Source organism: Actinoplanes sp. NPDC051537 (assembly GCF_055586105.1).
This window is the reverse complement of record NZ_JBVJIU010000021.1, coordinates 107,434-120,630: the sequence shown is the minus strand read 5'-3', so window position 1 is coordinate 120,630 and position 13,197 is coordinate 107,434. Positions and strand designations below refer to the sequence as shown.

The 13,197-nt window shown below is 69.9% G+C and carries 9 protein-coding genes; 4 read left to right on the top strand and 5 right to left on the bottom strand.

Going from position 1 to position 13,197, the window contains the following annotated elements:
- Window positions 1–148: 148 nt before the first annotated feature.
- The 4 genes from ACZ6TB_RS39955 to ACZ6TB_RS39940 are packed head-to-tail and all read right to left on the bottom strand — an operon-like array spanning window position 149 to window position 5,777.
- Window positions 149–2,611 (bottom strand): glycoside hydrolase family 2 protein, encoded by a 2,463-nt coding sequence (locus ACZ6TB_RS39955; protein ID WP_465564121.1) that lies wholly within the window; start codon window positions 2,609–2,611, stop codon window positions 149–151.
- A complete protein-coding gene (locus tag ACZ6TB_RS39950) occupies window positions 2,611–3,465 on the bottom strand; it encodes a carbohydrate ABC transporter permease (RefSeq protein ID WP_465564118.1) in 855 nt (284 codons plus the stop codon). Before ACZ6TB_RS39950 ends, ACZ6TB_RS39955 begins: the two co-directional genes overlap by 1 nt.
- Window positions 3,462–4,442 carry a carbohydrate ABC transporter permease gene (locus tag ACZ6TB_RS39945; RefSeq protein ID WP_465564115.1) on the bottom strand — a complete coding sequence of 327 codons (981 nt, stop codon included), beginning with the start codon at window positions 4,440–4,442 and terminating at the stop codon, window positions 3,462–3,464. The genes ACZ6TB_RS39950 and ACZ6TB_RS39945 overlap by 4 nt, the downstream gene beginning before the upstream one ends.
- A gap of 60 nt (window positions 4,443–4,502) precedes the next feature.
- Complete coding sequence (locus ACZ6TB_RS39940; RefSeq protein ID WP_465564112.1) at window positions 4,503–5,777, bottom strand: ABC transporter substrate-binding protein; 1,275 nt, start codon at window positions 5,775–5,777, stop codon at window positions 4,503–4,505.
- A gap of 331 nt (window positions 5,778–6,108) precedes the next feature.
- Between ACZ6TB_RS39940 and ACZ6TB_RS39935 the strand changes: the two genes are divergently transcribed.
- The gene (locus tag ACZ6TB_RS39935) at window positions 6,109–7,119 is read left to right on the top strand and encodes a LacI family DNA-binding transcriptional regulator (protein ID WP_465564109.1); all 1,011 of its coding nucleotides are present in this window, start codon (window positions 6,109–6,111) and stop codon (window positions 7,117–7,119) included.
- Between the two features lie 18 nt (window positions 7,120–7,137).
- On the opposite strand, the gene ACZ6TB_RS39930 is transcribed toward ACZ6TB_RS39935, so the two are convergent.
- Window positions 7,138–9,762 (bottom strand): putative bifunctional diguanylate cyclase/phosphodiesterase, encoded by a 2,625-nt coding sequence (locus tag ACZ6TB_RS39930; RefSeq protein ID WP_465564106.1) that lies wholly within the window; start codon window positions 9,760–9,762, stop codon window positions 7,138–7,140.
- Between the two features lie 155 nt (window positions 9,763–9,917).
- Here ACZ6TB_RS39930 and ACZ6TB_RS39925 point away from each other — a divergent pair, with 155 nt between their 5' ends.
- The 3 genes from ACZ6TB_RS39925 (at window position 9,918) to ACZ6TB_RS39915 (ending at window position 13,169) form a co-directional block, all read left to right on the top strand.
- Window positions 9,918–10,292, top strand: a complete 375-nt coding sequence (locus ACZ6TB_RS39925; protein WP_465564103.1) for a PH domain-containing protein — start codon at window positions 9,918–9,920, stop codon at window positions 10,290–10,292.
- A gap of 63 nt (window positions 10,293–10,355) precedes the next feature.
- On the top strand, window positions 10,356–11,522 hold the full coding sequence (locus tag ACZ6TB_RS39920) for a PQQ-dependent sugar dehydrogenase (RefSeq protein ID WP_465564310.1): 1,167 nt from the start codon (window positions 10,356–10,358) through the stop codon (window positions 11,520–11,522).
- A gap of 42 nt (window positions 11,523–11,564) precedes the next feature.
- Window positions 11,565–13,169 carry a metallophosphoesterase family protein gene (locus tag ACZ6TB_RS39915; protein WP_465564100.1) on the top strand — a complete coding sequence of 535 codons (1,605 nt, stop codon included), beginning with the start codon at window positions 11,565–11,567 and terminating at the stop codon, window positions 13,167–13,169.
- Window positions 13,170–13,197 lie beyond the last annotated feature (28 nt).

The window sequence follows — 13,197 nt, the reverse complement described above, 5'->3', positions numbered from 1 at the left end:
CCGGCGCGGCAGACAAGACAGCGGCGCGGCAGGCAGACGACCGATCCGGTGCGGCAGAGACAGGGTCCACCAGCTGAGCGACCGCAAAACCCGAATCGCCCTGCTCACCCGTTGGCGACGACAGGTGAGCAGGGCGACTTCGGGCCCTCTACTGCGAAATATCGTTCACGCAGCGGAGGACCGGGCGAGCGACCAAAGCCGAAGAATCCAGCACCCCGTCGGCGACCACCGTGAACGTCACCGATTCGCCCGGCAGCAGGGTCACGGCGGCGCGGTCGGTTGAGGCCGATGGGTTGACGCGGTCCGGGAACAGGGTCAGCGAGCGCAGCACCGTCGACGCCGTGACGGTGACCTTTGTGGACCCACGATCCGAAGCCACCGACGTGGTGAACGACGCGGGTGGCCACGCCATGTCCTTGTCGGGCGCGAAGAACCACAGCGCGCGGTCGTCGCCCGCGTCGGCGACTATCAGCTCGGCGGTGGGGTCGCCGGGGGTGGCGATGTCGGCGGGCAGGGGCACGGTGGCGGCCGCGCCGGGGGCCACCTCGACGGACAGGGTCGCGGCGGCCAGGATCTTGCCGGTCAGGTCGCGACGGGTCACGGTGGCGGACACCGGCCACGGTGACGGGCCGTCGTTGACGGCGATCAGCGCGGGAGCGCCCGCGGGGGTGAAGACGGCGCCGGGGGCCACCGGCGACAACGGGCCGCCGGGCGTCAAGGCGGCGCCGGTGCGGGGCTGGAGCGTGAGCAGGCGATCGGCGTACGCGTCACGCATCGCGTACCACAGCGGCTTCTTGCGGCCATCGCCGTCGACCGCGGCCCATGACGTGACGGGCCAGCAGTCGTTGAGCTGCCACATGATGCTGCCCATACACAGTGGACGCAAAGAACGGAAGTGCTCTATCCCGTACGCGACGGCCCGCGCCTGGTTCAGCTGGGTCAGGTAGTGCCAGTCGTCGAAATCGTGCGGTTCCGGCATGTGGTTGGCCAAGCCGCGAGAGAGCTTCTCGTCGCCGCCGGTTGCCTTCTGGTGGTGGGCCATGCCGGGCGAGTCGGGGGCGAGCGGCGAGTCGGAGATGGCCCGGGTCAGGGTCGCGTAGGTGGGCGGCGCCTGGAAGCCGAACTCGGCGACGAAGCGCGGCCGGTAAGCGGCGTACTTCGTGTAGTCGTCGGTGTTCCACACGTCCCAGATGTGGGTCGTGCCCGAGGCCGGGTCGTTCGGGGGCCGGCGCGGGGTGCCCGAGTACGGGCTGCCCGGCCAGTAGGGCCGGGACGGGTCGAGCTCGGCCACGATCCGCGGTAGCAGGTCGTAGTAGTAGCCGGAACCCCAGGAGCGGCCGGCGAGCGGCTGCTTCCAGTCCCAGTCCTCGTGGCCCCACAGGTTCTCGTTGTTGCCGGTCCACAGCACGAGGCTCGGGTGCGAGCTGAGCCGGACGACGTTGTGGCGGGCTTCGGCCTCGATCTCGGAGGCGAACGGCTCCTCCTCCGGGTACGCGGCGCAGGCGAACAGGAAGTCCTGCCCGACCAGGAAGCCCATCTCGTCGGCCAGCGCGTAGAACTCGTCCGACTCGTAGCGGCCGCCGCCCCAGACCCGCAGGTAGTTGACGTTGGCGTCGGCCGCCTGGGAGAAGCGCGAGCGAAGACGAGAAAGCGTGACCCGGTCGGCGAAGACGTCGTCGGGGATCCAGTTGACGCCCCGGACGAAGACCGGGATGTCGTTGACGATCAGCGTGAACGCGTCGTCGGCGGTGTCGACCCGCACCGAGCGGAAGCCGACCTTCCGGGACCACGTGTCGAGCACCTCCCCGGAGGAGGAGGAGGCGACCGAGACGTCCAGGTCGTACAGGGCCGCGGAGCCGTAGCCCCGCGGCCACCACAGCGACGGATCGTCGACGGTGAGGATCAGCAGCGCCTCGATGCCGTCGACCGTGGCCTGGGCGCGGCGCCCGGCCACGGAGGCGGTGATCGTGACGGGGTCGGACGAGGCCCGCTCGAGCCGCACCCGCACCTCGACCCGTCCGACATCGCCGGCCACCGTCACCTGCGGGCTGACCGACGCGAGCCGGGCCACCGACCAGGAGTGCAGGCCGATCGGCTGCCAGATGCCGGACGTGACCAGGGTCGGACCCCAGTCCCAGCCGAAGTTGCAGGCCTGCTTGCGGATGAAATTGAACGGTTCACCGTACGCGTTGGGCCGCGCGCCGAGCCGACGCTGCTGCTCCTCGGCGTACGCGTACGGGCTGCTGAATTTGACCGTCAAAGAGTTCTCGCCCTCGCGCAGCAGCGACCTGACGTCGAAGCGATAGCCCCGATGCATGTTGGCCGTCTCGCCGACCAGCGTGCCGTTCAGCGAGAGGGAAGCCACCGTGTCGAGGCCGTCGCAGACCAGGTCGACGCGCGGAGCATCCGCACCACCGGCGAACGATGTCGAATACTCCCACTCGGTGCGCCCGATCCAGGACGTCGACGACTCGTTCGCGTCCAGGTACGGGTCCGCGATGAGGCCCGCCGCCAGCAGATCGGTGTGCACGCAACCGGGCACGGTCGCCGGAAGGCCGGACACGTCGGCACCCGAAAGTGTCCAGCCTTCGTGCAGAGGTCGATAACTCATCAGCTCTTTACAGCACCTTCCATGATTCCCCGGACGATCTGCCGGCCGCCGATCAACAGCAGAACGATCAACGGAACGGTAGCCGCGAACGCGCCCGCCAGCACCCGGCGGTAGATCACGTAGTTGCCGCTGGCGAGGTCGCTCAGGGCCACCATCGAGGTCGGGAAGTCGGTGCCGTTCAGCGTGATCAGCGGCCACTGGAAATCATTCCAGGCCATCACGAAGGTCAGCAGCCCGAGCACCGCGAGCGCCGGGCGGATCGCCGGCAGCACGATGCTCCAGTAGACGCGCATGGTCATCGCGCCGTCGATGCGGGCCGACTCGACCAGCTCGTCCGGCACGGCGTGCGCGATGAACTGCCGCATGTAGAACACGCCGAACGCGCTGACCAGGCCGGGCGCGATGACGGCGAGCAGCGTGCCGTTCCAGCCGAGCTTGCCCATCAGGATGTACAGCGCCACGACGCCGAGCTGGTTGGGCACGGTCAGGGTCAGGATCACCACGACCATCAGCCAGTTGCGGCCCGGGAAGTGCAGCTTCGCGAAGGCGAACCCGGCCAGCGAGCAGAAGAACAGCGTGGACAGGGTGATCACGCTCGACACGATCACGCTGTTGATCAGGGAGGCCGTGAAGTAGACCTCCTGCATCGTGAAGACCTCGTTGAGGTTGTGCAGGAGCTGGCTGCCCGGCACGACCGACGGCGGGATCTGCGAGACCGCGGCATCCGTGCTCGTCGCGATCACGAACATCCAGTAGACGGGGAAGGCCGAGAAGATCAAGACCAGGGCGAGGCCGAGGTACGTCTTCCAGCTGCCGCGTGTGTCCTGCGGCGCCCGGGTCACGAACGTCGTCACCGGTCCCCTCCGATGCGCTTGGTGAGCGTGCTGTTGATCAGGGCCACGATCAGGATGACGGCGAACAGTGCCCAGGACATGGCGGCCGCGTACCCCAGGTTGAGGTCCTTCCAGCCGACCTTGTAGATCAGCTGGGCGATGGTCTGGAACTGGTGGGCCGAGCCGCCGGTCGCCGACTGCGGGTTCTCGTCGAACATCATCGGCTCGTTGAACAGCTGCAACCCCCCGATCGTCGACAGGATCACGGTGAACACCACGACCGGTTGGATCATGGGCACGGTGATCCGCCACAGCTGCCGCCACGGGCCGGCGCCGTCGACGGCGGCCGCCTCGTACACGTCCTTGGGAATCGACTGCATGGCCGAGAGGTAGAGCAACGCGTTGTAGCCGATCCACTTCCAGTTGACCATCGTGGCGATCGCGATCCAGCTGCTCCACTTGTCGGCCCGCCAGTCGAGCGGCTGCTCCTTGCCGAAGCCGACGAGCGAGAGGAGCCAGTTCGCCATGCCGTTGTCACGCGAGAAGAAGACGGCGAAGACCAGCGTCGAGGCGACGACCGGCGTGAGGTACGGCAGCAGGATCCCGATCCGCCACCACGTCTGCCCCCGCAGCTTGCGGTTCAGCAGGTTGGCGATGATCAGCGCGGCCAGCAGCTGCGGGATCGTGGAGAGCAGGAAGATGCCGAACGTGTTGTAGAGCGCGTTCCAGAAGTCGGAGTCGGCGAACAGCTTCGTGAAGTTCGCGAAGCCCGCCCAGCCGTCCTTGTCCGGGTCGTCGAGCCGCCACGTGCGCAGCGACACGATCGCGTTGAACACGATCGGGAACAGCCCGAAAATCGCGAAAAGAACGAAGAACGGAGCGATGAAGACGTACGGGGTGTACTTCGTGTCGAACCGATAGAGGGCGAGCTTGGCCCGGTTCGTCTTGCGCGGCGGCGCCGCATGTTGCGGCGGCGGCCTGAGCTGCGTGAGGGACACGGCCACTCCTAGGTAAGGGCGGGGCGGCTCGTTCGCCGCCCCGCCGCTATGACTTTCGAATCAGGAGTTGCTGGCCTTCTCGGCCTGCTTGACCGCTTCGGCCCACGCGGCGTCGGGCTTGATCCGGCCCTGCTGCACCTGGGTGATCACGTTCTCCACCGCGACCCGGGTGGGGCCGTTCTTCTTGCCCAGGTACTGCGGCTTCAGGCTCTCCGCGGTGGCCGCGAAGATCTGGCCGGTCGGAGCGTTGCTCATGAACTCCTTCTTGTAGCTCAGCACCGCCGGGTCCTTGTACAGCGCGGGCTGCGAGGGCAGGTTGCCGACGGTCTTGAAGACCTCGATCTGCTGCTCCGGCTGCACCATCCACTTGACGAAGTCGGCCGCCGCGTCGATGTTCTTGCCCTGGCTCGGGATGGTCCACCACGAGCCGCCCCAGTTACCGGCGCCGCCCGGGATCGCGGCGATGTCCCACTTGCCCTTCTGGTCGGGCGCGGTGTCCTGGATGTGGCCGAGCATCCACGCCGGGCAGGCGAGGACGGCGAACTGGTCCTTCTTGAAGCCCTGGTCCCAGTTGGGCTGGAAGCTGGCGAGGTTGGCCGAGATGCCGGCCTGGATCGCCTTCATGCTGACGTCGAACGCGACCTTGGGGCCGCCGTCCATCTGCAGCTGCTCCTGCTCGTTGTAGAAGCCGACCGGCTGCTGCGCGAGCACGGGGTTGAACATGTTCGTGCCGGAGTCGACGAACTTCTTGCCGGTCTTGGCCGTGTACTGCTTGCCGACGTTGATGAAGTCGTCCCAGGTCGACCAGAGCTTGCTGACCGAGTCACGGTCGGTGGGCAGGCCGGCCTTCTTGAACAGGTCCGAGCGGTAGCACATGGCCAGGCCGCCGACGTCGGTGCCGAGGCCGATCTGCTTGCCGTCGGTCGACATCGACTGCTTCCACTTCCAGGGCAGGTACTTCGACTCGTACTCCGCGCCGCCCTTGTCCATGAAGTTCACGAACTTGTCGGCCTGGCTGCGGAACTGAACGATGAAGCCCTCGTCGACGGCCGAGATGTCCGGGGCGCCGGTGCCGGCCACGATCTTCTTCTGCAGGTCCTCGTGCTGGGCGTTGAACTCGCCCGAGTTGAGCACGATCTTGACGTTGGGGTGCGCGGCCTCGTACTCGGTCTTGAGCTTGTCGAGACCCATGTCGCCCCAGAAGGCCACCTTGAGGGTCACCGTGCCGGCGGTCTTGTCGCTGCCGCCGCCCTCGAGGCTCTGCCCGCTACATCCCGAGAGGGCCAGGGCTGCCGCGGCGGCCCCCGCGATCGTCGCTTTGCCAAGCCGTTTCATTGCGCCTCCATGGCGGAGTGAATTTACTGAACCGGGTAAGTTGTGGTGACGCTAAGCCCCACCTCGATGACTGTCAATAGCGTGTTACGAGGTTGATTTCCCATCGTTGTCAGTGCCGGTTAAGTAGGACGAACCGGACTTCTGGGTGGATCGGTGTTTACAATCGACGCTGTGTGCCGTAACACTTAACCGATCAAGCGTTCAGCTCGACGCCTGATCACCCCGCCGTGGGGCCGCGTGAGAGCGCTCTACCGATTTCGCCTGCCGGTAAGCTTCAGCCGGAAACGGGGTCTGTCGTGACCGGCAGGACAGACCCTCAGAGGGAGACCGAGTGAAGCGGCCCACGATCGCCGATATCGCGCGGCGAGCGGGCGTGTCCAAGGGCGCCGTCTCGTACGCGCTCAATGGACAGCCCGGAGTCTCCGAAGCGACGCGGCAACGCATCGTCGCCATCGCGCAGGAGATCGGGTTCAACCCGAACAGCGCGGCCCGCGCCCTGTCCGGCGCGAGCGCCCGGGCCGTCGGCCTGACCCTGTGCCGACCGGCGCGGATCCTCGGCATCGAGCCCTGGTTCATGGGCCTGATCAGTGGTTTCGAGGCGGAGCTGTCGGCCCGGTCGTACGCGTTGACCCTCCAGGTCGTCGCGTCGCCCGAGCTCGAGTGCGAGGTCTATCGCCGCTGGTGGGGCGAGCGCCGGATCGACGGCGTGATCGTCACCGACCTCCGCGAGAACGACATCCGCATCCCGGTGCTCCAGCAGCTGCAACTGCCGGCGGTGGTGATCGGCGGGCCGGGCGACACCGGCAAGATCGCGCAGATCTGGTCGGACGACGCGGGCGCGATCACCGAGGCCGTACGGTATCTGGTCGCCCTCGGCCACCGACGGATCGCCCGGGTCAGCGGCCTGCCCGGGCTGTTGCACACCCAGGCCCGCACCCGGGCCTTCAACGACACCTGCGACTCGCTCGGGCTCGAGGCCCTGACCGTCCCCTCGGACTACACCGGCGAGGAGGGCAGCCGCGCCACGCGCCGGTTGCTGATCGACACCGATCGTCCGACAGCGATCATCTACGACAACGACGTGATGGCGGTCGCGGGCCTCGCCGTGGCGCAGGAGATGGGCCTCACCGTGCCCGGCGATCTGTCCATCGTGGCCTGGGACGACTCTCCACTGTGCAGCCTCGTGCATCCGCCGCTGACGGCCCTGACCCGAGACATCGCCGAGTACGGCGCGCACGCCGCCCGCGAGCTCCTGGCGTCCATCGACGGCAAGGAGGTCGGCAACGTCGAGGCCGGCACCGCCCACCTGACCCCGCGCGGGAGCACCGCCCCGCCGCGCTGAGCATCTGTCCGGGATCGGTCAGGCCCGGTGGCTCTCCAGGTAGGCCTCGATCCGCTCGGCCGGCGCCGGCCGGCCCAGCGCGAACCCCTGCCCGTAGAGGCAGCCCGCCTTCGCCGCCCGCTCGATCTGCTCCCGGGACTCGAGCCCCTTCGCCACGATCTCCAGGCCCAGCCGGCGACCCAGGCTCACCACCACGTCGATCACCGCGGGACCGTGGCCGGTCGCGCCCTCCGAGGCCGTGTTGACCAGCGACGTGTCCAGCTTGAGCACGTCGACCGGCAGCCGCCGCAGGTGCGACAGCGACGCCTGGCCCGCCCCGAAGTCGTCGAGCGCCGCCCGCACCCCCAGCTTTCGCAGCCCGGCCAGCGACGCCACGATCGTCGGCACGTCCTCGGCGATCCAGTCCTCGGCCACCTCGACGACCAGGCGCTCGGGCGGCAGGTCGTACCGCTTCAGCGTCGCCGCCACCCGGTCGGGGAACCGGGCCGTGAGCAGCTCGCGCGGCGCCACGTTCACCGACAGCCAGAACCCCTCGTCCCCGGTCGACCAGGCGGTCAGGTGCTTGCAGGCCGCGTCGAGCACCCACTCGTCGATCTCGGCGGCGATGCCCACGGCCCGGGCGATCGGCAGCAGCTCGGCCGGCAGGATCGTGCCGAGCTCGGGATGCCGCCAGCGCAGCAGCGCCTCGACGCCGACCGGCAGGTTGTCGCGCAGGTCGACCACGGGCTGGAAGACCAGGTCGAGCTCGCCCCGCTCGGCCGCGCCGAGCAGCTGCTGCTCGAGCTCCATCCGGCGGTTGAGCTTCATCTCGACATCGGGGTCGTACCACTCGACGCGGTCGAGGCCGAGCTGCCGGGCGCGCTTGCGGGCCAGGTCGGCGTGGCGCAGCACCTGGTCGGAGTCGGCCGCGCCGGCCAGCTCGGCCAGCCCGATGCTGGTGTGCAGCTCGACGATCGTGCCGGGCAGCTCGTGCGGCCCGGAGAGCACCGTGGCGAGCCGGGTGGCCATCGCGTAGGCCAGCACCGCGCCGTCGCCGGTGAGCACCGCGAACTCGTCGCCACCGAGCCGGGCCGCCACGTCCTCCTCGGCCAGCAGCGTCTTGATGCGGCGGCCGACCTCGACCAGCACCGCGTCGCCGGTCTCGCGGCCGCGGCTGTCGTTGATCTCGGCGAGCCCGTGCAGGTCGATCACCAGCAGCGTGCCCTGCTGACCGGCCCGCCGCCGCTGAGCCAGCAGGTCGCGCATCAGCGCCCGCCGGTTCGCCAGCCCGGTGAGCTGATCGACGTACGACATCTTGTGCAGTGCTCGTTCAAGATGCCGCCGCTCGCCGATGTCGCGCACGTGCACCACCAGCGCCGCCACCTCGGGCACCGCGCGCTGGTCGGAGATCGTCGACTCGGTGTCGCGCCAGAGCTCGGCCCCGTCCCGCATGCGGGCCGTCACCAGCGCCGGCGGGCCGTCGTCGTGGTCACCGGCCAGCACCGAGTCGATCGCCGCCTGGGCGCCGGCCACGTCGTCGGGGTGGATCAGGTCGCGGAAGGCCCGGCCCACCACCTCGTCGTCGGAGAGCCCGAACAGCCGGGACGCGGCCGGCGACTGCCATTTGATCCGCAGCTGCTCGTCGAGCACCAGGGTGAGGTCGGTGGCCCCGGCGACCAGCGAGCGGAAGTGGGCCTCGGCGGTCTGGAGCTGTCCCGCGTACCGCCGGATGTCGCGCACCACCAGCAGCTCGCGCATCACCAGCACCGCGACCATGCCGATGCCCAGCAGCACGCCGATCGTGTCGAAGCTGCGCACCACGACGAGGTGCCAGAGCGCGGCGATCACGCCGACCGCGGCCGGGATCGCGAGCAGCGGGTAGCTGGCCAGGTATTGGTCGGGGTTGCGCGGCTCGAGCGCCGGCGCGGGCAGATGCCGGCGGCTGCCGCCGTCGGCCGAGGCGGCCAGGCCCACCACGACCGGGATGCCCAGCAACGGCAGCACCACCCCGCCGTGCCCGAGCGCCACCACCGTGGTGAGGATGCCGAGCGCGGCCATGGTCGTGACCGCGCCGGCGCCGCAGCGCAACGAGGGCCGGCGGTGCGGGCGGCCGCGCAGCACGGCCACGACGGCGATCGAGATGCCGAGGGCGCCGATCAGGGTGGCGGGCAGGGTGGTGATGTGCTCGGCCTTCTGCGGCGGGATCAGGTAGCCGGCGAAGGCCAGGCTCACGCCCAGGCCGGCCCCGTCGAACGCGCGACGGGTGCGAACCACCCAGTTCGTCGCCGAGCCGGGCAGGAACAGCATGCCGATCGAGAAGAGGGCGGCGGCCGACGCGTACCCGCAAGTGGCCCAGACGCCCGCCGCGGGCGGTCCCCAGGCCGGAACCACCGCGGTGAGGCCGGTCGCCAGCGCGGCGAGACCGATGAAGCCGGCCCCGCGGCAGGCGACGAACGTGCCGTCGGCATGGTGGATCTCCAGCGCGGCCCGGACCAGGTGGAGGCAGGCCCACAGCCCGGCGCCGCCGACCCCGATGGCCAGCGCGGTCGCCGGAGGCGTGAGGCCGGTCGCGCCCGCGAGCAGCACCGCCACGGCGACCACGGGGACGCCGAGAAGCGTCGCCCGGTCGATGAGCCGGGCGTGCATGGGGGGCTGCACTGCCACGTCGACGGATCCTCTGCGATGGGTAACTGTGACGTATCAACGAACGTCCCTCGAACAGGTTACGGCCGGGCGGCAGGGAATCGCACGTCCAGATCGTCGCCTGTGGACAGCCTGGGCGAAAATGGCGCCGGATCGGCGGGTGGGACAATGACCGGGTGAGACGAAAGCCCCTCCTTCGCGTCCGCAAGACCGGCGCGTTCCTGGTCGCCGCCGTGATCGCGTTCGTCGGCGCGGTCCCGTTCGCGGGGGCGGAGTGGGAGCTGACGCCGGTCCTGCTGATCCCGGTCGCGATCTTCGTCTGGGCGTGGCGGGCCGGCACCGACGTCTACCCCGACGAGCTGCGGGTCAAGGCCCTCTTCGGCAGCACCCGGGTGCCCTGGGCGCGGGTCAGCGAGCTCGCCCCCGACGAGAAGGGCCAGGTCTCGGCCCTGCTCGACAACGGCAACGTGATCCGTCTGACCGGCGTCACCCAGGGCAACCTCCCCCGGGTGCTGGCCGCCGGCAAACAGGAGATCAGCCACCCCGACTGATCGGCAGGGGCTTTCCAGGCTGCGCCGCTACCCTGGGGTGCGTCGAGTCGAGGAGGTCGCGTGGTGGTGGTGCGTTCCCGCCGGACAAGGGCGACGGCCGGGTCGCTCGGCGCCGTCCTGGCGCTGACCGCGGCCTGCAGTTTCGGCCCGCCCGATGCCGAGCAGCAGGGCACTCCGCCCAACCTGCCGAAACCCTCGGTGGCCGCCTCCGACTCGAGCGCGCCCGAGGGCGATCAAGAGGTCGCGGTCACCGTGCTGGCCAAGGGCCTCGAGGTCCCCTGGGGCATGGCCTTCCTGCCCGACGGCGCGGCGCTGGTCACCGAGCGCGACACCGGCCGCATCCTGCAGGTCGGGCCCGACTCCGACGCCAAGGGCCTGACCGTCACCGAGGTGCAGCGGCTCGCCGAGGTGCAGGCCTCGGGCGACGGCGGCCTGCTCGGCATCGCGGTCAGCCCGAAGTACTCGACCGACAAGACCGTCTTCGTCTACTACTCGACGGCCAAGGACAACCGCGTCGCCAAGCTGGTGCTCAAGGGGAAACCGCAGCCGATCCTGACCGGCATCCCGCGCTCCAAGGACGACAACGGCGGGGCGCTGGCCTTCGGCCCCGACGGGTTCCTCTACGCGTCGACCGGCGACGCCACCAACGGCACGCAGGCGCAAAACCCGAAGAGCCTGGGCGGCAAGATCTTGCGGATGACCACGGCGGGCAAGCCCGCGCCCGGAAACCCGATCAAGGACTCGCTGGTCTGGACGCTCGGCCATCGCAACGTCCAGGGCCTGGCCTGGGACAAGACCAAGCGGATGTACGCGACGGAGAACGGCCAGCCCAAGAACGGCGAGCTGAACGTGATCGTCAAGGGGAAGAACTACGGCTGGGCCAAGGCCGACGGCGCCAGCACCGACGCGACGCTCACCAGCCCGCTGTTCACCTGGCAGACCGCCGACTCGGGCTGCGCGGGCGTGGCCGTGATCGAGCAGACCGTCGCCACCGCCTGCCTGCTCGGCAAGCGCCTCTGGCTGCTCAACATCACCGACAACGGCACCGTGCTGGGCACCCCGCAGGCGCTGCTGACCGGTGAGTACGGCCGTCTGCGCGGCCTCGTGGCGGCTCCCGACGGCTCGCTGTGGGCCAGCACGTCGAACCAGGAGGACGCCGGTGACCCCGGCCCCGACGACGATCGGATCATCAGGCTCGTTTTCTCTGATGGCGGCGCCGGCCGCAGCTAGGAACAGTTTGATGACCGCCAGGTGGGGGCACGTGATGCGCCGATGACCGAACAGCCGTGGACGCTCGCCGTCCGCCGGCGCCTCCGGGGCACGCCGGCGGCGGCCGGCCGTCTCTACCGGCATCGCTGGACGCGCAAGATCGCGATGGCGACCGCGATCTTCCTGGTCAGCGTCGGCGGCGTGATCGTCGGCACGATGCTCTTCGCGCACGCCGCGCTCAACGTCGGCCCGTTCCGCGCCGAGATGTCGATCAGCCCGTCGATCCTGGGCGGCACCGAGGTCGACATCCCGCCGCTGGGCTCGCTGCACCTGGACAGCCACGACGGCCCGATCCACCTCAAGGTCAACCTCGCCTCGCTCGACCAGAGCCGCACCGAGGCGCTGATCGACGACCCCGCCGCGATCAGCTCGGCCGGGGAGAACGCGGTCGACGATGTCCGCATCGGCGTGATGCGCCTCGGCGTACGGACGCTGGGCATTGCCGTTCTGAGCGCGATGATCCTCTCCGCGCTGATCTTCCGGGACGTCCGGCGGGTCGCCGCCTCCGGCGTGACCGCCCTGGTGGTGACCGGCGGCAGCCTGGGCCTGGCGGCCGGCACGCTGCGCCCCGACTCGATCGCCGAACCACGCTACGAGGGCCTGCTGGTCAACGCGCCCGCCGTGGTCGGCGACGCCCGGCGGATCGCGGACAACTACGGCCGGTACGCCGAGCAGCTCCAGCAGATCGTCAGCAACGTGAGCCGCCTCTACACCACGGTGTCGTCGCTGCCCGTCTACGAGCCGGCCGGCAACACCACGCGCATCCTGCACGTCTCCGACCTGCACCTGAACCCGGCGTCGTGGGGGCTGATCCGCACCGTGGTGCAGACCTTCGACATCGACGCCGTGGTCGACACCGGCGACATGGTCGACTGGGGCAGCGCGGCCGAGACCAACTACGTGTCGTCGATCCCGTCGGTCGGCGTCCCGTACATCTACGTCCGCGGCAACCACGACTCGAGCGCGATCCAGGCCGCCGTGGCCCGGCAGCGCAACGCCGTGGTGCTGGACAACTCGACCACCACGGTCGACGGGATCACCATCGCCGGCATCGGCGACCCCGAGTTCACGCCGGACAAGAGCGAGACCCCGGCCGCCGCGAACGCCGACGACCCGGCCACCAGCCCGCTGGCCGCGTCCGGCGCCCGGCTCGCCGAGACGATCCAGCAGAGCGACAAGCCGATCGACATCGCGCTCGTGCACGACCCGGCGATGGCCCGGCCGCTCTCCGGCGTGGTGCCGCTGGTGCTGGCCGGGCACCTGCACCACCGCGAGGTCAGCCTGCTGCCGGCGCCCACCCCCGCGCCGGACGCGTCCGCCTCCGCCACGCCGGCGCCGCAGCCGTCCGCGGGGGACGCGCAGATTCCGGTCCAGACCAGGCTCATGGTCGAGGGGTCGACCGGGGGCGCCGGCCTGCGCGGGCTGCAGAACGACAAGCCGACGCCGCTGAGCCTCTCGGTCCTCTACTTCGACGAGAACCACCTGCTCAAGGCGTACGACGACATCCAGCTCGGCGGCACCGGCGAATCCAACGTGGAGATGCAGCGAAACGTGATCGGGGAGAAGCCCGAGGCGACCCCGACGGACTCGGTCTCATCCGGGCCTTGACCTTGCCCCTGGGGCAGGGTTTGACGAT